Source organism: Ensifer sp. B1-9 (genome assembly GCF_050474445.1).
Lineage (GTDB): Bacteria > Pseudomonadota > Alphaproteobacteria > Rhizobiales > Rhizobiaceae > Ensifer.
Genome location: NZ_JBCHVG010000020.1, coordinates 1 through 23,607 on the forward strand (window position 1 = coordinate 1; position 23,607 = coordinate 23,607).

Annotated in this window: 27 protein-coding genes; 20 read left to right on the forward strand and 7 right to left on the reverse strand. The window is 59.0% G+C overall.

The window, feature by feature from the left end; all coding sequences use genetic code 11:
- Positions 1–37: 37 nt before the first annotated feature.
- Positions 38–685, reverse strand: coding sequence for a hypothetical protein (locus ACQ5BM_RS29750; RefSeq protein WP_429819039.1), 648 nt, complete (start codon positions 683–685; stop codon positions 38–40).
- 452 nt (positions 686–1,137) lie between these two features.
- On the opposite strand from ACQ5BM_RS29750, the gene ACQ5BM_RS29755 reads away from it, so the two are divergent.
- From ACQ5BM_RS29755 to ACQ5BM_RS29815, 13 genes are all read left to right on the forward strand, one after another.
- The gene (locus ACQ5BM_RS29755; RefSeq protein ID WP_429819041.1) at positions 1,138–1,941 is read left to right on the forward strand and encodes a hypothetical protein; all 804 of its coding nucleotides are present in this window, start codon (positions 1,138–1,140) and stop codon (positions 1,939–1,941) included.
- A 4-nt stretch (positions 1,942–1,945) separates the two neighbouring features.
- Positions 1,946–4,432 carry a type IV secretory system conjugative DNA transfer family protein gene (locus ACQ5BM_RS29760; RefSeq protein ID WP_429819043.1) on the forward strand — a complete coding sequence of 829 codons (2,487 nt, stop codon included), beginning with the start codon at positions 1,946–1,948 and terminating at the stop codon, positions 4,430–4,432.
- A 378-nt stretch (positions 4,433–4,810) separates the two neighbouring features.
- Positions 4,811–5,629, forward strand: a complete 819-nt coding sequence (locus ACQ5BM_RS29765; protein WP_429819045.1) for a hypothetical protein — start codon at positions 4,811–4,813, stop codon at positions 5,627–5,629.
- Between the two features lie 169 nt (positions 5,630–5,798).
- A complete protein-coding gene (locus tag ACQ5BM_RS29770; protein ID WP_429819047.1) occupies positions 5,799–8,021 on the forward strand; it encodes a hypothetical protein in 2,223 nt (740 codons plus the stop codon).
- Positions 8,018–8,413: a hypothetical protein gene (locus ACQ5BM_RS29775; RefSeq protein WP_429819049.1), complete on the forward strand. Its 396-nt coding sequence runs from the start codon at positions 8,018–8,020 to the stop codon at positions 8,411–8,413. The genes ACQ5BM_RS29770 and ACQ5BM_RS29775 overlap by 4 nt, the downstream gene beginning before the upstream one ends.
- A gap of 2 nt (positions 8,414–8,415) precedes the next feature.
- Entirely contained in the window at positions 8,416–9,828 is a 1,413-nt protein-coding gene (locus ACQ5BM_RS29780) for a hypothetical protein (RefSeq protein WP_429819051.1), read from the forward strand.
- 305 nt (positions 9,829–10,133) lie between these two features.
- Entirely contained in the window at positions 10,134–10,433 is a 300-nt protein-coding gene (locus ACQ5BM_RS29785) for a hypothetical protein (RefSeq protein ID WP_429819053.1), read from the forward strand.
- Between the two features lie 4 nt (positions 10,434–10,437).
- Complete coding sequence (locus ACQ5BM_RS29790) at positions 10,438–10,710, forward strand: hypothetical protein (RefSeq protein WP_429819055.1); 273 nt, start codon at positions 10,438–10,440, stop codon at positions 10,708–10,710.
- Positions 10,711–10,855: 145 nt separating this feature from the next.
- A complete protein-coding gene (locus ACQ5BM_RS29795; RefSeq protein ID WP_429819057.1) occupies positions 10,856–11,059 on the forward strand; it encodes a hypothetical protein in 204 nt (67 codons plus the stop codon).
- Positions 11,060–11,067: 8 nt separating this feature from the next.
- Positions 11,068–11,751, forward strand: a complete 684-nt coding sequence (locus ACQ5BM_RS29800; RefSeq protein WP_429819059.1) for a hypothetical protein — start codon at positions 11,068–11,070, stop codon at positions 11,749–11,751.
- A 10-nt stretch (positions 11,752–11,761) separates the two neighbouring features.
- Positions 11,762–11,959 carry a hypothetical protein gene (locus ACQ5BM_RS29805; RefSeq protein WP_429819061.1) on the forward strand — a complete coding sequence of 66 codons (198 nt, stop codon included), beginning with the start codon at positions 11,762–11,764 and terminating at the stop codon, positions 11,957–11,959.
- Position 11,960: 1 nt separating this feature from the next.
- Positions 11,961–12,794: a metallophosphoesterase gene (locus ACQ5BM_RS29810; protein ID WP_429819064.1), complete on the forward strand. Its 834-nt coding sequence runs from the start codon at positions 11,961–11,963 to the stop codon at positions 12,792–12,794.
- The gene (locus tag ACQ5BM_RS29815) at positions 12,791–13,384 is read left to right on the forward strand and encodes a hypothetical protein (protein ID WP_429819066.1); all 594 of its coding nucleotides are present in this window, start codon (positions 12,791–12,793) and stop codon (positions 13,382–13,384) included. Before ACQ5BM_RS29810 ends, ACQ5BM_RS29815 begins: the two co-directional genes overlap by 4 nt.
- A gap of 62 nt (positions 13,385–13,446) precedes the next feature.
- Here ACQ5BM_RS29815 and ACQ5BM_RS29820 read toward each other — a convergent pair whose 3' ends face one another.
- A complete protein-coding gene (locus ACQ5BM_RS29820) occupies positions 13,447–13,800 on the reverse strand; it encodes a hypothetical protein (RefSeq protein ID WP_429819068.1) in 354 nt (117 codons plus the stop codon).
- Between the two features lie 728 nt (positions 13,801–14,528).
- Between ACQ5BM_RS29820 and ACQ5BM_RS29825 the strand changes: the two genes are divergently transcribed.
- From ACQ5BM_RS29825 to ACQ5BM_RS29855, 7 genes are all read left to right on the forward strand, one after another.
- The gene (locus ACQ5BM_RS29825) at positions 14,529–15,332 is read left to right on the forward strand and encodes a hypothetical protein (RefSeq protein ID WP_429819071.1); all 804 of its coding nucleotides are present in this window, start codon (positions 14,529–14,531) and stop codon (positions 15,330–15,332) included.
- Positions 15,333–15,386: 54 nt separating this feature from the next.
- Positions 15,387–15,647: a hypothetical protein gene (locus tag ACQ5BM_RS29830; protein WP_429819073.1), complete on the forward strand. Its 261-nt coding sequence runs from the start codon at positions 15,387–15,389 to the stop codon at positions 15,645–15,647.
- Positions 15,648–15,702: 55 nt separating this feature from the next.
- Complete coding sequence (locus ACQ5BM_RS29835; protein WP_429819076.1) at positions 15,703–16,422, forward strand: hypothetical protein; 720 nt, start codon at positions 15,703–15,705, stop codon at positions 16,420–16,422.
- 74 nt (positions 16,423–16,496) lie between these two features.
- Positions 16,497–18,350, forward strand: coding sequence for a DUF4209 domain-containing protein (locus ACQ5BM_RS29840; RefSeq protein WP_429819078.1), 1,854 nt, complete (start codon positions 16,497–16,499; stop codon positions 18,348–18,350).
- A complete protein-coding gene (locus tag ACQ5BM_RS29845; protein WP_429819080.1) occupies positions 18,347–19,195 on the forward strand; it encodes a hypothetical protein in 849 nt (282 codons plus the stop codon). The genes ACQ5BM_RS29840 and ACQ5BM_RS29845 overlap by 4 nt, the downstream gene beginning before the upstream one ends.
- Positions 19,196–19,394: 199 nt before the next feature.
- Positions 19,395–19,835, forward strand: coding sequence for a LexA family protein (locus ACQ5BM_RS29850; RefSeq protein WP_429819082.1), 441 nt, complete (start codon positions 19,395–19,397; stop codon positions 19,833–19,835).
- A complete protein-coding gene (locus tag ACQ5BM_RS29855; RefSeq protein ID WP_429819084.1) occupies positions 19,727–21,115 on the forward strand; it encodes a Y-family DNA polymerase in 1,389 nt (462 codons plus the stop codon). The genes ACQ5BM_RS29850 and ACQ5BM_RS29855 overlap by 109 nt, the downstream gene beginning before the upstream one ends.
- 10 nt (positions 21,116–21,125) lie before the next feature.
- On the opposite strand, the gene ACQ5BM_RS29860 is transcribed toward ACQ5BM_RS29855, so the two are convergent.
- Genes ACQ5BM_RS29860 through ACQ5BM_RS29880 form a run of 5 tightly spaced genes read right to left on the reverse strand, consistent with a single transcriptional unit; the run spans position 21,126 to position 23,459 of the window.
- Entirely contained in the window at positions 21,126–21,305 is a 180-nt protein-coding gene (locus tag ACQ5BM_RS29860; protein ID WP_429819086.1) for a hypothetical protein, read from the reverse strand.
- 3 nt (positions 21,306–21,308) lie between these two features.
- Positions 21,309–21,710 (reverse strand): thermonuclease family protein, encoded by a 402-nt coding sequence (locus ACQ5BM_RS29865; protein WP_429819087.1) that lies wholly within the window; start codon positions 21,708–21,710, stop codon positions 21,309–21,311.
- Complete coding sequence (locus tag ACQ5BM_RS29870; protein ID WP_429819089.1) at positions 21,710–22,339, reverse strand: hypothetical protein; 630 nt, start codon at positions 22,337–22,339, stop codon at positions 21,710–21,712. Before ACQ5BM_RS29870 ends, ACQ5BM_RS29865 begins: the two co-directional genes overlap by 1 nt.
- Positions 22,339–22,824 (reverse strand): hypothetical protein, encoded by a 486-nt coding sequence (locus ACQ5BM_RS29875; protein ID WP_429819091.1) that lies wholly within the window; start codon positions 22,822–22,824, stop codon positions 22,339–22,341. Before ACQ5BM_RS29875 ends, ACQ5BM_RS29870 begins: the two co-directional genes overlap by 1 nt.
- A complete protein-coding gene (locus ACQ5BM_RS29880; protein ID WP_429819093.1) occupies positions 22,824–23,459 on the reverse strand; it encodes a hypothetical protein in 636 nt (211 codons plus the stop codon). The genes ACQ5BM_RS29875 and ACQ5BM_RS29880 overlap by 1 nt, the downstream gene beginning before the upstream one ends.
- Between the last annotated feature and the right edge of the window lie 148 nt (positions 23,460–23,607).

A 23,607-nucleotide genomic window follows, 5' to 3' on the forward strand; every position in this document is an offset into this window, starting at 1 on the left:
GCAAGCGGCCCTGAGATTTACTCACAATGTTCGCGGCTCAATCCAGATAGTAGACCTTCGTGCGTTCCGGCTTATTGGCCTTGAGGCCATCCAGCTCGCAGCTGAAGACGGCTGCATATTGCCGGACCGAGAAGCCATCCTCCGCTCCTTCGACAACGAAGGAGATCGTTGTGATCGGATATTCCTTGTTGCTGATGCGGTCGAGGTTCCACGCCGTCGCATCGAAGTCGTAGTTGTCGAGAGCCGCGCTTGGATACCCACCCAACGGCATGTTGAGGGCGGTTCCCATGCCTGCGAACTTCTCGAGTTCGGTGGGCGAATAGTAGGGAAAGTTGCTGGCGAACGCGCTCTTCGATCGGATGTCCATCAGCTGGTCCTTGCAGGAATCGACCAGCTTCCGAAGCGTTTCCCGATCTGCGTTTTTGATCTGCTGACGTTTCTCGTCCGCGATCTTTTGTTGCTTGGCCTCTTGCGCGGCCCAATAGGCGGCAATCTCGTCTTGCCGTTTCTTCTCGGCTGCGATCTGACGCTCGCGGATCGCGCCGTAGAGTTTGGTTCCGCCGTAGCCGAGCGCCCCGAGCACGATCAGAGTGGTTATGATCGCTACAGCACCAGGCCCTTTCTCAGGCTCCTTGGACTGCTTTTCCTTGTTCTTGAGGAACTCTTCAACGCTGCTGTCAGTCACGGCAAGTTCTCGTTGTCGTTATGGAATGATTGTCATCTATTGGTGTTCGGGAATTCCGGCAAGTCGCCCAGACGACTGTGCATGCGACAGCACGCGAAATCTCTGAAATCCCAGCGCTCTTTACGATTGTTTCACTTTGAATCAAGGCCGCCCGACCCCGTTAAGGACCGAATAACTGCGTTCGGGCTCTTGTGGCATCGTGGGGATTGAGCTACTTCCAAAGTAGCCCATTGGGTCCCTATGTTGGCGGGGTAACAACTTACCAACGGGAAGCAAACAATGACGACAAGCCTTGTTTTGAAGCCCGATCAAGCCCGCCTCCTAAAGCAAGTTGCCGCCGCCCGCATGATGCGGGGAACGATGCAGACAGCATCGGTTTCGGAAGTCATCCGACAGCTCATCAATCAGAACGAACAGGCTTTGCGGGCAGAGATCGCAGGGAGCATAGACGGATGACTAAACACGAACGAAATCTACTGCCAGCCGGGGATGTCCCGGCACTCGATGGCGCGACGGCCGAAGCAATAACGCCCGCGGCGACAGACAGCCAGGTGCAGCAGCCCGAGGAATATCCGGGTGGCATCAATCCCCGGTGGGATGTGGCCCAAATTGCCACGCGCGGGCATGTGCTGGTCGGCCGCCTGGAATACATCTTCGAGAACCTGCGGGCCTTTATGCTGTGGCTCTGGCTGGTGTTTCTGGTCTTGCTGTGGCTGACGTTCAAGCAAGGCGAGGTCTGGGGACCGAATATCTTCGGCGCACTACAGCGTCCCCTCGCGGCAGCCCTTACCTTTGAGCCTGACGACTACTTCGACATTGGCGGCGGCCTCAAGAGTGGCCCCGAGATCGCTTGGCTCGGAGATTATGCCCCTACTCCCGAAAGCCTTTCTCTCGCGGACTACGAGGCACTGATCGTCGCCGTCGGCGCGGATAGCGCCAAATACGGCACGAACGTCGATGGGTGGGAGCATGTCGGCCCCCTGAAAGTCCAACCTCGTATCACGCGCCCGGCAAAAGTGTTCGACGACAAGGCGTCCGAACTCCGAAACGGTGTTGTCGCCGTTCCGGAAGAGGGCAGGGACATCATCATCGTGGCCTATGTCGAAGCCAAGTGGGCCTTTGCTATCGTTCGCAGCGGCCAGTGCGCTACGTTCGTCGGCCCCGCCGTGAAGGCTTGCAGCGACCAGACCCGCGACAACGGGCGATGGGACAGCATGGCCGTCGAATACATCAACGCCCTCAAGCCGAAGGAGTAGAACGATGGTCAAGACCGTTCTCACGTTGGTCATCTTTGCCTTTGCATACCCTATCCAAATGGTCTTCACGACCGTTCGCCGGGTGCTGAATTTCGTTCTCACGATCATTGCCCGCGCCCTGTTCCTCGATCGGATCGTGAACAAGCTGGCAGCATGGCTCGTCCGCCGTTCGGACCTCTTCTTTTCCCGCCACGGCGACCCGCTGCTGCGCGGCGATCTGCTGGCCTATGCCGAAGATGAATATCCCCGCGACCGTTTTCCGACGGCTTGGGAGGACATTCCCGACGATGTTCGCCACGAGCTCGTTTGGGACGGACGCTTGCTTAATGGCCGTCGCGTGGCCGAGCTGGCGAAGGCGAAAATTACCGATGAAGTCGTGGGGCAGGCGTTGGTCCGCTCCGGTATCCACGCGCTCGCGCTCACCTTCATCATCGCAGGCTTGCCGATGTATCTCTACGCAATCGACAGCGGCCAGGGGATAATGGGCCTCTTCGCAGGCAGGACCCCGTTCCCGTCGTGGGCTTGGGACAACGGCGCTATCGTGCCTGTCCTCGCGTGGGGTCTTCTGACCTTCCTCGAGCGCATTCTGTTCGTCATGCAGCTGTCGATCACGACTGGCTTGCTGTTCCTCGCCTTCCCGTTGTTCTGGTTTTTCGCCTTCGCGGCGGCCATGAATAGCGCTTGGGAGACGGCTTCGGCCAGCTATCGTGTGGCGACCCGAGATTCCGAGGTGTTCTGGAAGTCGAACATTCTCACCCGCCAAAACCAGTATAAGGCCTATTGCCGCGAGGTGGAAAACGCCTGCCACCGCCTCAAGGACCAGCCGATCATCCCAGTTGGCGAGGCCACGGGCCTGATCCGTGGACGCGGTGACATGGAAGCGCCAGATCGCGGCACCATCGTTTGCTACGACGGCGAAAGCATCCGACAGCATACCTTGATCCTCGGTGGCACGGGATCGGGTAAGACCCGCCTTGTGATCCGGCCGCTGTTCGAGCGCCTGATGAATGCCGCTTGGGGCGAGGGGCATCGCATCGGTGCCTACATCACCGACGGCAAAGGCACCCTTTGGAAAACACTCGCACCCGTGGTCGCCCATCGCAAAAAAGACATCGCGATCCTCGGCACGGCAGAGGGTCAGTCTGGTCTTGACCTCTGCCAAGGCATGACGCCGCTCGAAATCTCCACGACGTTCAAGGCCGTGGCGGGACAGATCAACGGAGAGAGAGAGGACAGCTTCTGGCCGGAATCTGCATCGCTCCTGCTAATGCACTCCGCCGCCGTTGCCCGCGCTCTCCATGTCCATAAGCCGACGCTCGAGGAATGGAAGCTCCGCCGTGGTCACGCTCCGTATTCCTTGATCGGTATTGCCCGCTTGGCGTCTGAAGAGCCATCTATGAAGGGTGCATTCGAACTGATCGGTGAATTCATCGACGCCGAACCCGACGGCTACTTCTCACCGGAAGAGCAGGCAATCCTTCTTTCGGCAAGGGAATCGAAAGAGTGGTTGGAGAATTCCCACTTCAAGCTTGGTGACATCACGAAGGGTTCGATCATCGCGAACGTGTCCTCCGTTCTCGGCAAGCTGTCTGGCGCTCCTGACGTTTCCATGCGGTTCTGCTCTGGGGCATTCGATCCCGAGATGACAGTGGACGTGGACCACGCTTTGAAGGGCGGCATTTTGTTTGTTGCCATCGGGGAAACGGAGCACGGCATGGCAGGCAAGGTCGTGAACTGCTGGCTCAAGACCCGCCTGTACATCCTGGCTAAGCGCCGCCTGCAGACGAACCCGGAAGGATGCCGGAACACCTCGTGCGCTCTCGTAGCCGACGAGTTCCAGATGCTCGCCACGGTCGGCCCTGACACCGACACCACTTTCTGGAACATCGCCCGCGAAACCGGGGTGTTCATGGTGGCAGCTACCCAGTCGGTCGCCGCGCTAAATCAGGCCATCGGAAAGGATGCCACAAGCAACCTGATGAACCTGCTGCGCTCGAAGATCGTCCTGAAAACGGAGGAAACCGAGACGCTGCAATATGTGAAGCAGCTGGCAGGCGAAGTTGCCCGAGGTTGGGAATACGAACCGAAGTTCTACGCGACACAGGCCATTCGCCAACTCGAGATCGGCAATGGCGGCCAGCCGACCATTTCCGTCGGTGGGTTTCAGGGCTTGTTTCCGACCCACTTCGAAGCCCTGACATATCAGGAGGAACCCTATTCGGCTGCCCACATCGGGGCCGTATGGGAAGCGGCTTCAAATCCCGTCGGCAATGGTACGGTTGACACCGGGGATGGAGGGGCGAGCCAAAACTTGCAACAAATGATGATGCGCGAGGAAGACCAGAACCGCCAGAGCTTCATCGGCTCGCTGCAAATGCGGCCCAAGATCGACACGGACGAACTTCTTGTCGGCTCGGGCATGGCATTCGCCATCATCCAGCGGGCAGGCGGCGATCGGATGGACATCATCGATCTCGATATTGCCGCCTGATCAGCGGTATCACCTAGACGACAAGAGAGGGGGCTTTGCGGCCCCCTTTTCAATGCTCGGGAATAGGGCCAAATGGCGTGGGCGGAAGGTCGAAATACGATTAACAAATTCACACCCGAATACGTCCAATTTTACTGCCCGCGTAAGAGCGGTTTTAACATCTGATCTTTTGGCGAAATATCTGATTTTAAAGCATTATTTTGTTTACATACGGACCCATTGGGCTATATATTATAGGGCGAAAAAACGTGTCTCTCAGGAGAGCAGAAAGACCCGCCTTAGGCAGCCAGAACGCAAACATTTGTTCACCGTATGCGTTAGCTGCTTCTTCCGATCCCTCCACTACGAATTGCGGAACAATCAAGGGAGTTCAGACAGATGAGAATGCCTATTGTGGTCGGCCGCTTCGACAACGACGCCCAGCGCAACAACGAACACGAGCAGCAAATCGAACATCAGCAGTCGGCTGCAGTGAGGCGCGGAAGCTTGAATCATACACTGGAAATGAAAGGCACTGCATTCCTCGGTGGCCAGTCCCAGCAGTCGGATATTCAGCAGGCCGAGGCTCATGCCGACAAATACGCTCATACTGTTCCGCAGGAAAGCAAGTCAGAGCGCGAACGTCGCGAGGGGTGGACCTCAAAGGCACAGGAACAGGGCAATCCCAGTCAGCAGAACGGCAACCAGGTATCGCAAGAGCAGCCCCGCCAGCAGGAGCCGCAAGCGCAGGAACGTGAGGGCCGCTTTCCTCATCAAAGTCCAGAGTACCTTCAGCGCGAAAGCGATTTTGCGGCCCGCGTTCGCGGTCGCATGGACGCCTTCGAGCGGATGGGGAAGGAACAGTTTGGAGAGCGCATGGGTTTCGATAACCAGCGCCAGTTCGACATTGCCAGCAAGTCCTACCATCAAACCAAGCAGGATTTGGCGACCGAGTTCAAGGCAGCTGGAACCAAACCCCGTGAAGGCCAGACCGTCGTGGAAGCACTCCGCGAGCGCCAGGCAGCGGGCAACTTCAAACCCATCGTGGACCCCAACGGCAACCAATACACCCTGCGCGATGACAAGCTCATTAAGTCCGACCGCAACGGCAAGGAATTGAGCGCGATGCCCGCCGAAGAAGTCCACCAGTGGGAAGCCAAAGCCAACAGGGCGAAGGCCCAGCAGGCCAATCAGGGTCACGGGATCGGCTCGTCCTGAGCCGCCCGTTTTCAGACAATGCCGCCGACCGCTCGGCCGACGGCCCCAAATGAAGTCCTCGATGCTGAGGCTACTTACTCCCCACGCCATGACGGCGGACAGTTCAGGATGACGGCTCCGATAAGTCCATCATCCCTATTCCCCGTATTGCGTAGCAGGAGAAACTATCATGTCCCAAGACAAGTCCGCGCAGGCTCGCCAGATTGCCGAACGTGTTGTCGATGAAGCTCTTTCCTCGGAACTCATCATCTGCGTCAGTAATGGTGGTCAGGAACCGAAATTACACGGCAGCACTGACAAAGCCAAAATCATGAACGCCCTGTTCGAAACGGACCTTAGCGTTCTTACGATCAGTATGCCGGACGGCGAAGAATATGGTGACGTGTTTATCAGGGAGAGCCTCGGTCATCAGGCAATTGTGGATTACAGAGGTCGCCACTATGGCGCGATCGAGGACATTGTCGCGCCCGCCGTTGAGCTTGCTAAGCAACTCGGGGCCGCCGAAGCCGAGCAGGTTGCAACCAAATCCCTCTACCAAATGATCGACGCTGGCGAAGAGCGTCCCGCCCATGTCTCCGTGGAAGACTGGAAGGCTGCCACGCGCGACTATTCCCACCAAATGACGCTCGAAAACACCCCGCAATGGTATATCAACGGTGGCTCGCCGGAAGACGAACGCTTTTATGAGGCGATGGAAAGCGGCGTCTCCTACGAAAGCCGCGAAGAGATTGTCGCCGCTTTGAGAGAGCTTAAAGCGAAGGGCGAACACCCGGAAGTCATTCAGGGCTGGAACACCTATACCTTGCAGGGCGACGAGGTTTTTCAAGAAAACCACGAATCCCATCCTGATCGTGGGGGGGAATGGGAGCGTTGGGATGCCAACAATCCAGAGAGGACTATCGATTCCCATTGGCTGGCTGATCAGCGGAATGAAGAGCGCGACAACGCCGAATGGGACGTTGCAGTCGAAGTTGCTTCCTACGAACAGCTGCATGGAGCGGAGCTGATCGCCACCCTTCGTGAAAAGGGTGGCCCGATCGAACACAACGGCTCCAGCTACAGCCTTGCTGAAAATATGGATTACTTCATCAAGACGGAGCTGGATGGCACCAGTCAGCAGTTTTCCTGCCGTAGTGTAGCGTTCGACGCAGCGGGAATCCGCGAGGATCAGGCAGCCGCGCAATCCGCTTCCGCGCCCGTCTCCGACGCCCAACTAGATGAAGTCTTCGAGCAATTTGCCGACGATCATATGCGCTCGGTCCACGGGATCGGCACGGGCGACGAACGTCCGACGCTGACGGCCGAGCAGACCAAGGCGATCCTTGCCAACAAGGAGATGGACGACTTCCAGAAGACCTTGCAGCTCGTGGAAGAGATCGAGAACGGTTTTCCGAACCAAGACCCGCTGTTCTCCGAACTGCACGCTGACATGGAAATCCAGCGCCGGATTTTCGGCGCGCCCTGGTCTCCGTCTTCGTCTACCTCGGTGAAGGTGAGCGAGATCGCCAAGCAGCCTGACCAGTCGAACGTCGTCAGCATCAAGGAAATGGCCGCATCCTTCCGCACCGTCGGGCAGGCCGAAACCTCCGAGAAGCCGAAGGCCGCCGGACAGGCTACCGACGTTTTCGCGGGCATGAGCGGAATGTCCGACACGCAGCGCCAAATCCTCGGAACTGACGCCGCGCCGTCTATTCCGGCAGCTCAGGGCAAGCCCGCTGTCGCCGCTCAATCGACCGAGCAGCCGTCGGCCCCTTCCTTCATGAAGGCCCGCCGTCCGGACTTTTCTACCACGCCGCCCAAGGCCGCCGCACAGGCCACGACGGCTCCCAAGCTGACGAGCGAGAGCCGGATTGTTCGTCTCGAGGACCGCGATGCCAAGCCGAAGCTGGCCTCCGACGAGTTGATGAAGCAGGGAGCAGGTGTTTCCGTCGAGCGCAAGGCCTTCACCCTCAGCGGCAAGGAGATCGTTGCCAGCTACGAAATGACGAAGGGCGGCAATGTCGTCTACACGGACTATGACGGCTCGAAGACGGAGATGTCCTTCGAACGGGCGAAGCGTCATGAGATCGCGCACCTCGCACAGCTCAACGCGAACGCCCTGATCGCGATCAACATGATGGCGACCGATCCCAAGTTCACCCTCCGCCAGGGCGATGCCACGTATTCCGTCCAAAACGGCTTCTTCTGCCAGCGGCTGGATAACGGCTCGTTCAAGAAGGAACCGCTTGCCCGAACGCAACAGCGTTGGATGGAGCGTGGTCGCGAGATAGAAGCCATGATGCCCGCGAAGTCCAGGGTGACTTCGGAACTGGCAGCATCCTTCCGATCCGTCACGCCGCCCCAGGGCGGCAATTCGAAGACCAAGTCCGTAGAGCAGGGGATGACGCAATGAAGGGCGATGCGGAACTCGCAGCCAGCGCCATCGGGGCCGAAGGCATCAACCAGTCAGCCTATGGCATCACGATCAGCGCTCCTGGCGCAGCGTCAGGTGGCGGCGCGGCCGGGACGGCCAAGGCTCCTGAAGGCAAGATGACCCGCCTCGGTGACATCAGCGCCGACGGGAAGGTGACCGTCGCCTCGGGTGGCGGTGGCACAGCCGAAGTCACGCCGGAAAACACGGTGGAGAAGGGCCTCAGGGCGGAGGCGGCAGCCGCGAGAACCCTCAAGCAGGAGGCCGCCGCAAGGTCGCAGCAAATCTTCTCCGCTATGGGCTCGTCGCAGTCATGGAGGGCGGCGGCACAGCCTGTAGCCCGTAAATCCCAATCATCCGGCAGGGAAATGTGATCATGAAGAAGACCATCACCACGACCATCGCAGCCCTGCTTATTTCGACCTCGGTTGTCGGCCCCGCAGCTGCCAACGATGACCTGATCCGTCTCGGTATCGGCCTCGGGGCGACCCTCCTTGGTGAGGCCATGAAGGGCGGCGGAAACAGCCAGGCGCGGCCCCGTAATGGCGACAAGCTCGAGGGCCGCGTAGACGGCAAGCCGATCCGTCAGGGATCGAACCAGACGGCCAAAACCAAGAAGCAGAGGGAGGAAGCCGAGAAAGCCGAATGGGCTGCGCGTTTCCCTGTTCCTAATGTCGGCCCTGTCCCGGAGGCGAAGCCAACGCCAGAACAGATGACGGCATGGCTCGCAGCGGCTCCCGAGCGTGAAGCACAGGATGCAGCGGCCGAAGCTGAAATGGCGGCTGGTCCGGTTGTCGCGACCGACGCCACCACCACGGCTGCCGTCGAAACCACGCAGGCCAGCCAGCTTGAGGAAGCCACGGTCGAGCTGTTCGACAACACAAACCAGTCATGGGGCAAGGTAACACCGACCCAAGCCGCCAAGGCGGACGAGTTCGCCCGCCTTGGAATGTCGCGTGCGGACAGCTACCGCGCTATCGGACGTCGCGGACCGATGGCCGCTTACCCCGAGTGGGACGGCAAACGCGAATTGCGCGACGAGAACGGCCGCGTATGGGGTCGCGTTGACGTCGATGTTATGGAACGCGTGGCCAAGGCCGTTGAAATGGGTATGCCCGCGTCCAAGGCCATTCCCGCGATCGCCAACCTTGTTGACCCCGATGTGATCGCGGCTAAGGCGAAGGCAGAGGCCGAGGCTTCCGACGCGACCAAGGCCGAGTGCCTTGAACGAGCAAAGAACGGCGACCTCCTTCATGCGGGCATTCGCCATTTGAAATGCGGGGAGTTTCAGGCAGAGATTGCGGAGATCGAGGCGCAGGTTAAGGCCGAGGAAACGGCCGACCAAATGGCAGATGGTGACGAGCAGCTTGCCGCCTGTATTGATAAGCGCATCAATCCCCGCACGAAGGATGAGCGCTTCAAGGAGTGCGAGCCGTTCGAAGCGGAAGTAGCTCATGCCATCGAGGAAGAAGAGCGGTGGAAAGGCATGACGCCGACGCAGGCCTTCAACGCATCCAAAGATATGGCGAGAGCCGACAAGGAAAAGCAATGGCGTGAAACAGCCAAAGACAAGCGGGAAGCGGCTGTTCTGGCTGCGAAGGAGCGGGAAGAACTGGACGCCGTCCTCGGGACCGCACCATCAACGGAGAACCAGACCACCGCGGCTCCGATCGACAAAGGCGACAAGCCAGCGATCGACGAGGCGAACAAGACCGGAGCGATCGAGGCCGATCCCAAGCCTGCCGAACAGCAGCCCGCGAAGATCAAGCCCAAGAAGCTCGACCTCTGATCCGGCTTTTCATCGACAACGGAAGGCGGCTCGCGAGGCCGCCTTTTCTATGCCGTCGCCTCAATCTGTTCTGCCGAATCCGGAACAATTGTGCCCGTTTTCGGAAACATCTTTCCGAGGTTTCACGCTTCGATCCTCTTGCGTTCACGGCACGGAAAGAGAGGGCGGGGACTAGGGCCGAGGCTAATTAAAATTGCCCGGATTTCGAGCGACAAATAATTAAGGAAACCGTTGAGATTCAATAGTAATTCATTGACGTAGTAACCCATTGGGTCCTATAAAGAAGTGAGTGAAAACGGAGTGCGATGATGCCCGAGAAATCCATGCCGTTCCCGCAGTTCGATCCCCTTGCCCGCTTTCCGGTGGCCGAGCGTCCCCGCGAGCTTGCCAAGGCGAAGTTCAATGCAGCCACGGCCTTCGAAATCGCGCTCCAGGTATGCCCGTATCCGGCCGAGGCCATCGCCGTGCAGGCGAATATCGACCCAGATGCCATCCAGCGGATCAAGGACGACTGCCTGTCGGTTGATCTCGACACCATCCAGAAGGCGCTCGAAGCCGTCCGCTGGATCAATGACACGCAGGAGGCGAGCCGTGCCGGAGGATGAGGATATGCAGTTCATCGAATTCGATCACCTCGCTCGCTTCGTGACCGAGGACCAGCCCCGCGAGCTTGTGCGGGCAAAGTTTCTTGCATCTGGCGAGTTGGCGCAGCTGCTCGAGGAAAACCCGTATTCCGTGGAAGCTGTCGCAGCACATGCGAACATCGACCCGGAAACCATCGAGCGTCTGCTGCTGGAAAGCGCCCTTGATGTCGATCTCGAAATCATCCAGCGGGCCGTCGCCGCCGTCCGCTTCATGAACGACGCCGCGCCCAAGGAGTGAGCATGTCCCGTAGCTCGAACCAGACCGCCGCAAGCCTGCTCGTGATCGGACTTGTCGCCGCCGCCTTCCATATTGCTCGAGGCGGGCATGAGGAAGGGGCGAGGACCGTCATTTGCGAAGATCGGATTTCGACAAAGGAGCCTTCATGAGCAAGGAAGCGAAAGAAGCCATCCGTCAGCACTACATCGACCGCCAGGCCGCCCGCGAAGCTGCCCGTTTGGCCGAGTGCGCGGCCGAGATCGAAGATGCAATCGCGAACACCGTCGTTGAGACGCGGATGCCGATCGAGGAAGGTTTGGCCTTCCTTCGTGCTGGCGGCGAGCGCCACGACGTCTTCCGCAAGCACTAGGAGCCGACATGAGCAACGTCGTTCAGTTTCCCTCGCTCGATGATGAGCGGCCCAAGGCACACCAGGTCGATGTCGCCGCCCTTATCCGCGAGGTCGAAGGTGAGCAGCCGTGCGCAGAGGATCAGTTGACCGACCTGTTGGAGAGCCTGAACGAGCTCGACTTCTCGGAAGCCCGCAAGCAGCGGATTGACCTCGATTACGCAGCCCGCGAACGCTTTCCCGGTGAAGCGGACGAGCCGCCGTTTTGGGCCGAGCAGTTCCGTGCCGCCGGTTCGGAGATCGAGGAAGCCGCCGACCTGATCAGGAGGGCAAAGACACGCCTTGCGTTCACCCTCTGGCACGCGTTCCCCATCTCGAAGCCTATTAAGGCCGACTGGATGGATGCCCATGTTGGCGCAGCCCACAAGGCGATCATGTTCCAGACCTTCTGGACCCGCGAGGGCGACTACTTCGCATCCGCCTGCAAGCTGTATGATGGCCGCTGGATCGAATACTCGGACGCCGACATGGCGCTGATCGGCCTCGTTCTCAAAGACAACGGCTTCCAGCGCTACGATAGCGACGGCGAGAACGGTCCCCAATGGTTTATCCGGGGCGAGATCAGCGATGCCCTCAAGGAGAAGATCATCAAGGACCTCGAGCAATTCGACTTCCTTGCGATCACCTGGGAAGACGTAACAGGTCGATATTAGGAGATCACCGATGCGCTATTGGGAAGCCGTTGAGGCGAACGTGACGGCGGCCGAGGCCTTTGCCGAGTGCAAACGCCATGAGATCGCCGCCCACGTTCGCGAGGCGGATCACGCCCTCGTAGACACTGAAACAGGCGACTTGATTGCCACTCCCGACGACGCCGGCGAATATTGCGGCGGCGATGTCATCGGCTTCTTGGGATACTAAGATGGGCACCCTGAAAGCCGCCGTCTTCTCGGACCTGCATCTAAAATATAATCGGGTGCTCGATTTCGAACTCGAGGTCCCGAATGATGTCGATGTCATTATAGTCGCGGGCGACATTTCCTCGCCCGTAGCTCACAGCCTTTGGTGGCTAGATGATCTGTTTCCAGAGCGGGAGGTCGTCTTCGTGGCCGGAAACCACGAACACTATGGCGAGGTCTACGAGGAGAGCATGGCGGAAGGGATGCATGAGCGAAGCAGGTATCCGCACATCCATTTCCTCGAAAACGAAGCCGTCGTCATCAAGGGCGTCCGGTTTCTCGGTGCGACCCTGTGGACGGACTTCGAGCTGTTCGGTGATCCATCGGCCGCTATGGTCACGGCCTTCGAGGTGATGAATGATTACAAGGTCGTTCAGACCACCAAGGACGGCAAGTTCTACCGTTTCCGGCCGACGCAGACCAAGGCATTCCACGCCGAGAGCCGCGAATGGCTGCGGGCTGCCCTTGCGGTCCCACATGATGGCCCTACCGTCGTGGTGACGCACACCGCGCCGCATCCCCTGTCGGTCAGCCCGGAATACGCCACCGATCCGCTGACGCCCGCCTTCGTGTCGGACCTGTCGGCCGAGATCGCGGATTTCCAGCCCGAGCTATGGGTGCATGGACACACGCACTCGAGCTTCGATTACGTGGTGCCAGGAACGCACACCCGTGTCGTCTGCAATCCGCTCGGCTACATCGAAGGCGGTTACATCGGGAACCGCCGATACGAGAACACCCAGTTCGACCGATCGATGATCGTTGAAATCCCGCTCACGTCTACGAGGGAACCATGACTACCTTTGCCGAGATCAAAGCAGCCCATCCGTCCCTATTCCCGGAATCCGCCCGCGTGGAGTGCGGGGAGGGCTGGGCCGGGATCGTCGGCCGCCTGCTGGACGACATCGCCTCGGTCCGCAACCTTGCGGAGATGAGCCGCTTCCGCATTCTGTCCGTCAGGCAGGACTTGGGCTTCATGAAGATCGACGCCGGATACGACGGCTTCTACGAGGACGGTTTCCGGCCATCCCTGCTGCTTGCCGAGTTCAGATCGCGGGTTACCTGCGAAGAATGCGGCCGACCTGGACACATGCGGACGTCCGACGGCTGGAAGCGTTGCCGCTGCGACGAGCATTGCACGCTCGAGGAACGGGCGCAGCCACCACGGCCAGCATGGACCCTCGGCCGCGAAACCCTGCGCGGCTACCTCTGGTATGATCCAGCCGCCGACGAGGTGCGGATCGTCGAAGACCTCGCCAGTATCGGGATGCCCGCCGACCACATCGAGCGGATCATGAAGAACCGGGACTACCAGCCCGAGGCCGCGGAGGTTTTGAAGGACATGCCGCCGCCGAGGAAGCGGCCCGACGGCTTCGATACGGAATAATTCGAGGGACTAGATAGCTGCGCTTCGTCTGGGCGCAGCTATCGCCTCGGGAGCCACAGGGTTTAATCCAGTGGCATCTTTTCGCGATTAACGCCGCCCGCCTTTTCCCATGCCTTGAAGCGGTGGTCAGCAGCCCCGAAGCTAATGTCCATAAGCTCTTTCACTGCATACCGCGTCTTGCCCGCATCAAAGAGGCGATAGCAAATCTCAATGCCGCGATCCGTCAGCTTCATGAGCCCTCCGATTTCATACTTGTTCCGAGGGTCTTTAGGATCGAAGTCCGATTCTTGCTTCTTATCATCCGGGGAGAAGAGCGAGCGAAGCGTCGTGATCCCGGCCAGCGCACGCTCCAGCGCAGAAGCGATGTCGTCCAGCGCCTTGCAGACCTGAGCGGTTTCAGTGGTGGTTGTGGTCATCTTGAGTGGCCTCTTTCTGGTCTCCTTAACCAATTTAAGGAGAGAGCCTATCTATAACCACGTTAGGGATATGACGTCAAGCCCTCCTTAACCACATTAGTAATAGGGGCGAGAGAGGTTCTCGGAGCCGCCGCGGATATGATGGCTTCTATGAGGGCGGTTTCGGGCCGTCCCTTCTCCTAGCCGAGTTCAGATCGCGGGTTACCTGCCAAAAAGTGTGGCGCACCCGGACACATGCGGACGACGAACGGCTGGAAGCGTTGCCGCTGCGACGAACATTCGACGCCCGAAGAGCGGACGCAGCCACCGAGGCCCGCACGGACGCTCGGCCGGGAAACCTCGAAGGGTTTCCTTTGGTATGATCAGACGGACGATACCCTGCGGCTCGTGGACGACCTGGCCGAGATCGGGATGCCCCGCCGACCACATCGAGCGGATCAGGAAGAACCGGGATTATCAGCCCGAGGCCGCCGAAGTCCCCAAGGACATGCCGCCGAGAGCCTTCTCATTGTGGGGTCTACCGTGCTGATCGCTGGGCTCCCAGCTTTCTCACGACCGAGGCTTGTGTTGCCCCGAATCTTTCCCTTAGATTGAAACGAAAAAAGACGCCCCGAAGAGCGCCTTTTTCCATTTTTGGGAAGTCGAGGATTCGTAATGCCCGAGGGCAAACTGCCAATCTGATCTCGACTTTTCGAGGCTGAATATAGGTATTTATTACGGGAGCGTCAATGCCGATTGAGGATGCCGATCTCGCGGAGATCACCAAACTTCTATCGCCCGAGAGACTGGGCAAGCTGCACGAGCTGACTGGCAACTCCCGGGCCGCGATCGAGTTTCATCAAAAGACGCTGCGCCTCGGCGCTGACTTGATGAACATCATCGCCGTGATCGAGATCGCGTTGCGGAACTCGATCTGCGACAATCTCGGACAGCATTTTGGCCAGCCCGGATGGCTTCTGGACCCACCCGCGCCCTTCAGATGGAAGGACAGCGAGGAGAGCAAGATCGCGCAGGCTCTCGATAGTGCCCGTCGAGCCGAATACTCCAAGCTCGCGCAGGCCGACAAACACGCGCTCGACGCGCACGCGTTTCCCAATGGTCGCCCCGCCAACCTGCCGCATACGCGACGTTCAAAGCTACGCCGCGCGCATCTCCAGGTCACCGATGGCAAAATCATCGCCGAGCTGACCTTTTACATCTGGAAGCGTTTATGCGGCCCGGATTACGAACACACGCTTTGGCGGCCGACCCTCAAGAAGGTGTTCCCCAATAAGCGGGTGAAGCGCTCGGACGTGGCCGACAATCTCGAGATCGTCTACCAGTCGCGCAACCGCCTCGCGCACCACGAACCCGTTCTGCACAATCGGTTTGAGGAAACCATCGCGGCGATCAAGTATGTCGCGCAGCACCTTGAGGCGCGCACCCCCGGCGACCAGACCCCGCTCTATCGGTTAATCGCTGACGACATCGCCGCCATCGAGGCGAGTGCCGCGACGCTGCATGCGGAACTCGACGCCTACAGGACGCCTTAGGCGCATCTCGCGCCTTATCGACCCACCACACAACTTTGACGGCGCGAGGGACCAATGATCGTCATTATTTTTTGGACCGTTTATGTAGTGGCGGCATTTGCGGGTCCTCCGACGGTGATGCGGATACTCCTACAGGATCATGGCAAGATGGGAGATTTCGCTGAGATCGGGACAGCAATCTACATATTCGTGCTGCTGTTTGTCGGCGCTGTGCTGAACGCAGGTGCAATCTTGGTCGCTTTCATCACCTTTGCTGTCGGCACGCTGCTCTGGATCGTCAGCCTACGCTACAACTGGGACCTCGAGAATCGGTGAGAATTCAAGACCGACGACGGGAAAGGTGAGCGTTCATCGTCACCCTAGACAGCATTTGAGCCTTCAACTTGACGGCGAGGCCGTGGTCGCGCTCATTGGGCCAGAAAACCGCACGGATTCGCCCATGACCCTTAAAGCTGTCTCCGAAATAATTTCCGAATGGCAAACGCTCATCAGCGCTGTCCTCGCGCTGGGTGCAGCCTTGTGGACCGTCCACGAGATGCGCAAGCAGACCCGTGGAGACGAGACGCGTCACCAGAATGAGCTGCTTCGCAAGAAGTTGGCGGCCCGAGCGCAAATGCCCGACGCCCTGAGCGAAATGAGCAAATACGTCCGCGAATCTTGCAGCCATCTCGTATCCAGCGAGGACAAGCCCACCGCGCCCGTCGGTGCGACCAACACGCTCAAGGCCGTCATCGAACATATCGACACCAAGGAGGCCGAAAAGACCTTCGACCTTGTTTCCTGGTATCAAGTGCAGCATGCGCGTCTCATAGGGGCCAAGAAGCCCAAGCCGATCGAGACGGCCGAGATGCTCTATGACGCCGCGCTTCTGCAGGCGAAGGTAAACCGCCTTTTCGATTACGCCCGCAACGAGCCGGAGGAAGTGAGACCCGAAGAGCCGTCGCAAGAGGAAATGATCGGCAGCCTCAAGAATGCCGTGACGGTCGAAGTCTGGGCAATGAAGAACGGCGACTTCTCGGAGGTCGTGAGTATCATCAAAAGGCGGCACGTGTCTGAAAAAGAAAAATCGGCGGCACTGCCTGCTGGTTGATGATTTATACGGCCGAGACCGCCGAGGTCCGCAAACTACACATAAACCCGAGGGGCTGAGGACGGAGACAGAGGATGCAGGTGCCGGAAAGTATCGAAGTGGTCATCGTCGAGTTCGATCAGCAGATGGAACCACTTGACACCCACACGGTGCAGGCGGCGCTCTCCAGCGCTCGCACCAAGCTTGAAGAGAAGACGCCTAGCGGGGACGCTTGGGCTGATCTCGTAGCGTTCGCTCTCCAGGCAGAGCAGGAAGACCACCTGCCTTGGAATACCTATTTTGGCCCGATGGGCTCGTGGAAGTACAAAGATGGGAATGTCTCTTACTCGCCTGACCCCAGAGACATCACGCCCGACATCGTCGATCACTGGGAACAGCGTGCCGACAACCTGACGAACCCCGTATTGAAGGCCCGCTATGCGGACCTAGTCTGGGACCTGAGCCGCAAGGCAGCCGATCGGCGTGCGGACATTCGCTTCGCTCACATCGCCATCGACAGCTATCTCGCCAGTGTTTCTGATCGTCGCAACGCAGATGATCACGATGACGTCGAGGCGCTGAAGCGTGCGCTTCAACTGTCTACGTCGATCCGCGACAATGATAGGACTGCGACTGCCAAAGGAATGATGATCGAGCGCTTCCATGTGGAAGTCGATCAGGATGGGTGGTGGATTCAACTTTACGAAGCACTCACCACCAATCGGAAATGCGGTCTAACGGGCGACGATAAAAACGGGATGATCGCAGGGCTGGAGAAGCTCTTCGCTCGGTGCACCGCCGAGGAGACGCTCGATCCGCACAGCGCGGAACGGGTCGCGTGCCGCCTTCTGCCATTTTATTCATCAGGTGAGGATTTTGGCAGCGTAAAACGCGTTGGGATCGCGGTCAGCGAAGCTTTCGAGAAGATTGCGAGCACCGGGTCGCGTATGCAGGCCATGGCTTGGTTGCAGACTGCCGCCGAGTTCGCTCGGCGCGCGGGCGAAGCTGACCGCCTGAATAGATTAAAGGTGGAGCGTGAGGAAGCCATCCGGGACTCCGCATCCGAGATGAAGTCCTTCAGCTTTTCGCACGAATTCAAAAAGTCGGAGGTTAAGGAATACGTCGAGGCAATTCTCGACGAAGCAAACTGGCAGCAGTCCCTCTTCAACATAGCCGCCCATTTTATAGTCCCGAAACAGGAGCTGAGGCACCAAGCCGAGCGAAGCGCTGAGACATCGCCGCTCATGGCGGCAATCATGATGTCGGTCATCGCAGACGATCACGTCGCGGCTCAAGTCGGCGGTGACGACGACGCAGACGGGCCACTCTATCGTCACGCCGACTTTTCGCGGCAATTCAACAGGCTGCACCTTTGCAAAGCATTGGAAGAAGCCGTCGAAAGACATTCTCTTTCTGCAGAGGAAATCGCCGCCTTCATGCAGCGGTCATCCCTTTTCTCCGACTTCCCTCTATTGGTTGCGGGCGTGAAAGCTTGGCTCGATGGCGATTACGTGAAGAGCATCTTCGTTCTGGTCCCGCAGGTCGAAGACGCCTTTCGAAATGTCGCGCGGAGACTCGGCGAGTCCGTGACCAAGGAAAAGCGTGGACAGTCGGGCTGGGAAGTCTCCATGAACCTCGGCGATCTACTCTCCATGGAGAAGGTGAGGGCCGAAGTGGGCGAGGATATCCATTTCTGGATACGCGCGATCTTCGCGGATGCGCGCGGCATGAACCTTCGCAACCAGATCGCGCATGGTCTGGTGGGTCGTGAGGCTGCAACATACTACAACTGCGAAATGGTTATCCATTGCATGTTGATCCTCGGGGCATACAAAGATGTAGCGATCGCCTGCGCTCGAAGAGCAGAAGCTATGGAAGGAAAACGGGAACCAGCGGTCGCTGATTCTCCCTTGTCGTCTGCCTCACACCGATACCGTTCTTCGTCATGACGATAACGATTGCATGGGAGCGAAGACTACCGAGCGGCTCAGAACTTGTATTCTGTTCCGATAGCCGCCTTTCCGGGGGAGGCAACATCGACGTCTGCCAAAAAGTCTTCCCGCTTCCACGAGAAGATGCTGCAGTCGGCTTTTGCGGTAGCACCCTCTTAGCTTACCCGATCATTCATCAGTTTGTCGGCTATGTGCGCCAATACAAGAAGAATATCGATCGAGCCATTGACGGGTCAGAGTTGCCGCGGCGTTTCGCAGCGCTAACGAACCGCTTTCTTGAAGCCTACATCAATCCAGTCGATCTTCGAAACGAACTGATGGAAACGTCGTTTTTGATCGGTGCTTACTCCTGGATTCTCAAACGCCCAGTGATTAGCCGCATCAAATATGATGGCGGTGCTAAGGGCTTTGTAGCGGCGTCGGCCCGCTTCCCTAAGAAATACAGTCCTAGCCTACATAGAGCAGGTCAATTCGCAATCATCGGTGATCTGCGGCCCCAATTCTTTGAACGCCTCTCCAATTTCATCGACTACGGTGGCGCGGAACGGTTTGACATGCAGCCTTTCAGCGCGCTTGCGAGCATGCTCGGCGACCATTCATTCACAGATCGTCATGGAATATTCAAAGGCCCAATAGGTGGAGCACCGCAACTCTTAAAAATTTACCCATTTTTTAGAACGCTGGAGTTTGGAGTTTTCTGGCCAAACCGTAAGATGGGGGCGCTGCATCTAAATGGCAGGGCACTTTTCGATTACGAACAGCTCGTCCTCCCGCAGATTGACGGCGAAACCCTCGAAACGTTTTATCCGCTGGCCGACCTTAACAAGGTCGACGCTTGGTGACCGTTGCCGTGAAGTCAATCACCGCGATGGCCTGTCGCATGATGCTTGGATGCACTGCCTGGCGCAACGTCGGCCTCAGGCGGGGCGTTTCGCTGCTTTGGCAATCTCCCTAGCTTATGGCGGTGGAGAGTCCTGTTGACTCGGTAGCGGGCGAGAACATAATGAGAACAAAAATAGCTTCCTAACGCCGAGCCGTCCAATGACATATGCCCTGTCGGCAGTCGAACCTGTATCCGTCGATTACATCATGCGCGAAGTGCGGACGGCCGGATTACGCATATCAGCAGGCTTTCCCTCTCCTGCAGGCGATGACCTCGAAGACCCGATAGACCTGATTGCTTGGATGGTGCGCCACGAGACGGCGACATTTTGGTATCGAGTTTCCGGCAACTCCTTGAATCGCGCAGGCATCCTCGACGGCGATTTCGTCGCCATAGATCGGGCCGGAAAGGTAGTGCCAGGTCGCACCGTTCTTGCCCTCCATAACGGCGAGATGACCCTGAAAGTGCTCACCCGCCGCGAGGGGCGTCTATGGCTCGAGGCGCGATCCGACGAAAACTATCCGCCGATCCCCGTTCTCGAAAGCACCGAGATTTGGGGCGTCGTCGCCGGGATCGCCCGCCGCTATCCCGTGGAATAGCCATGGCCGAGCCAATTGCCCTTATCGACTGCAACAATTTTTACGTCAGTTGCGAGCAGCTTTTCGACCCGCGCCTACGGGGCAAGCCTGTCGTCGTCCTCAGCAACAACGACGGCTGCGCTGTGGCCCGCAGCCCGGAGGCGAAAGCCCTTGGGATCGGCATGGGCGAGCCTGCTCACCACTTCAAGGACAAAACTCGAGAGCATGGCATTCGGCTGTTCTCTTCGAATTATTCCCTATACGGCGACATCTCCCGGCGCGTGGCTGCCACCATTGCCGACTTCTCCCCACGAACGGAAATCTACTCGATCGATGAGACGTTCGTTGACCTGTCCGGCTTTGGCGGCCGGATGCTCGACCACGCGGCCGAGATGCGGGCGACGGTGCGCAGGAATGTCGGCATCCCGACCTGCGTTGGGATCGGGCCGACAAAGACCATGGCGAAGTTCGCCAACTTCATTGCGAAGAAAAACCCCGTCTTCAACGGCGTGGCCGACCTGATGAACACGGAGATCGCTGCCTACTGCATGGCCCGCACCGATGTTTCCGAGGTTTGGGGCGTTGGATCGAGGACGACGGCCAAGCTACGCGAGATCGGCATCAATACCGTGGCGCAGCTGCGGGACATGCCCCTGCCGCTTGCACGGAAGATCGGAACTGTTGTGCTCGAGCGCACCGTGTCCGAGTTGAACGGCTTGCGCTGCATCGAGCTCGTGGACGTGGAGCCTACTCGGAAGGGCATGGCCGTCACCAGATCGGCAGGAGCGCCGATGACGACCCTTGCCGTCCTTCAGCAGGCGGTCACGGCCCACGCGACGAGGGCGGCCGAGAAGCTGCGCAACCATGGCCTTGTCGCCAGCCACATGACCGTCTTTTTCCACACCAATCCGTTCAACAACACGCCTCGGGACAGTGCCTCGAGGACGGCCAGATTGTCCCCGCCGTCGAACTCTACGATGGCTCTTGTTCAGGCCGCGCTCGCCTGTGCGGCGAAAGCGTGGAAGGGTGATAGGGACGGCAATGGTTTTGCCTACACGAAATCCGGCGTGATCCTTGACGACCTAGTGCCGCAGGAGCTTGCCCCTGTGGACCTGTTCGCCCACGAGCAAGAGCGTTCCGGCAGGCTGTCGGCCGCGCTGGATGCCGTGAACGATCGATGGGGGAGGAAGACGCTCATTCTCGCGTCAGAAGGCTTCAAGCGCCCCTTCGAGACGAAAGCCAGCATGAGATCGCCTCGATATACGACACGGCTAGCCGATTTGCCGATCGTTCACGCATGAAATACCGAGCTTAGGGCTTGCCGCCGTCGGTTTTCGCCAGCTCCTTGTCGAAGTCCTGCCAGCGCTGCACGAATGCCTCCACGGCCATGGACGTCTCGCCGTCGAAATGGGCCTCACCCTTGACGACCGCATCCAGTTGCCCGTGAGCCAGGTCCATCAGTTCCTCGAGCGAGAGCTTCTTGTCAGTCATCATTTAGTTCCACGCTTTCAGGGCTTGGCCCACATCAGCCTGACACCATGGCTCCTGCTGGCCGTTGTAATGCTGCACCCATTTTCGGGCGAGGCCTTCACGCATGAGGACATCACCCACGGCCGAGCCGCCGACGGTGACAGAGGCAAGTGTCCGACGGTATCGGTCGGAGCCGTTGCGCTCGATGTCGATCTTGGCCGCCTCGATCAATTCCATGAGACGGGAACGAGCTCGGCGGGCGAGGACGCTTTCCTCGTGGCACTTGCCCTTGAGTTCCGGCGCATTGATGCCCTCGATACGGATACGCTCCCCCCGCACGATGATCGTGTCACCGTCCACGACGACAACCTTCTGCGGCATGCAGGCGAAGGCCGAAAAACAAACGATGGCTGCGACAGTCGGCATTATTCAGTTCCCTCGCCATAGCGCCCTTGTCGGCCGTCTTTGTAGATCGGCCCACCAGTCGGAGGCAGATCGATGATTTCCCCGTCGGTATCCCGGAAGGGAGCCGCGAGGTGGGCATGTCGGTCGCACGTCGTCTTTGCAATCGAGACGCCCATTCGCAGGCGGCCGCGATCGCCGCATTCTTCGCAGAACCTGAGGGACTGCTTGCGGGCGGCCTCAACCAGCACCCGGACATCCTCGCGCTGATCGTCCTCGCAGCTGACGAAGGCGATAAACGAGCCGAACTTCTCCTTGCCGCCCGAAAAACGCGGAGGCGGGCCGGGGATCGCACTCAATTCCGTGGCCAGTTTGCGGATCACGCGCTCCCAACCCTTGCCGCAGGCAAACTTGGCATCGGTCGGGACGACAAAGCCGTGTTGCTCGAATACATGATGGAAGCGGCGCTCCCTGATCTCGGCCGCAAAGGCTTCGAGATCGGATTCCGAAAACTGGATTTCCGTTTCCTTGTGCCACAGCTCGCCCTCGTGGAGCCGAAGGACCGACGGCACCACATCGCCAACGTCGATGATCTTCCGCAGGTAGAGCGCAGACACACCGAGGCGTTCGGCAGCAGCTTCAATATCGATCATCACCAACCCTCCGGGGGATCGCACGGCACGAAAGCGTCCGTTTCGAAGTCATATCGACGCCAACCGCCGCTCTTGCCGCCGATCCTCGAAAAGCTTTCCGGCTCGATTGGGATTGCCAGGCGGCCATCTTCGTCGGCATGTTCTTCGCAGACGACGGTATAGTAGCCGCCACGATTGCTCATGCGGCCACGCTTTCCGCAGGTTTCGCAGATATGCTCGCTGCGGGCTTCTGCGCGAAGATTGGCTTCCCCGACTTCTGCCCAAACATCGTCCGGAACAACACTGTCGATGCCATAATAAATCCGCAGACCACCGAACTTCTCCTTTACTTGCTGGAGCCGAAAGGAGGCATCGGCCGGGAGGACGCGATCCACGACGCGAAGGAAGTCCTCGATCAGCTCGAGCCATCCTGCCTTGCATTCAAAGACGAAGGGATCGGGGACAAGGCGGGGATACTTCGCTCTCAAGTCGCTTGCGTCCATCATCATTCCGCTCCCTTGATGGCGGCCAGAACCACCCGCAGCGTGCCGATCTCGACCGTCTGAACGTCGGTATCGAGAAGGCGATCCAGCTCGGCTTCCGACATCCGGCAGAGGCGGGCGAGGGCGGGGCGCTCAATCGACTTGTCTTCCATCAGCACGGCGATCTCGTTGCTGATCAGGTGTTTCTCACGGCCCTCGAGTTCCATCATCCCCTTGATCAGCTGCTCGAAGCGACGAGGCCCGAAATTCATATCCGGGCAGTCGATCCCGACATCACGGGAGCGGCCGACATTCGGGATCGCCCCGTGGCTATGCCCGTAGAAGTGAAAGCTGCCGTAGTGCCCGGCAGGCCAGACGCGGTGGGCGTAGTGGCTCATATACAGCCGCTGACCGCCGTCCTTCGTCTCGATCGCATGAACGGGCGGCACGTCCCACGGCAGGCCCGCGAGGGCAGCCTTCAAGCTCCCCTTCTTATCGAGGTCGTGGTTGCCGAGGATCAACACCTTCCGACCGCGCAGCGAGTGGAAGACATGGGCGACATACTCGGGATCGTTCGACACGGCGAAGTCCCCGAGGATGAAGAGCAGATCGCTCTCAGCGACGCGCTCGTTGACCCGATCGATGATGGCCTTGTCCATCTCTTCCGTCGATCCGAAATGCCGCGGAGTGTTTTCCCAATGCAGGGCAGCGTCATGGCCGAAGTGAGGATCGGCCATATACCATTTCGATGTGAAACCCATGCGCTGCGCTCCTGGTATGCGTCGGTATTAGGGATAAGCTGTGCCG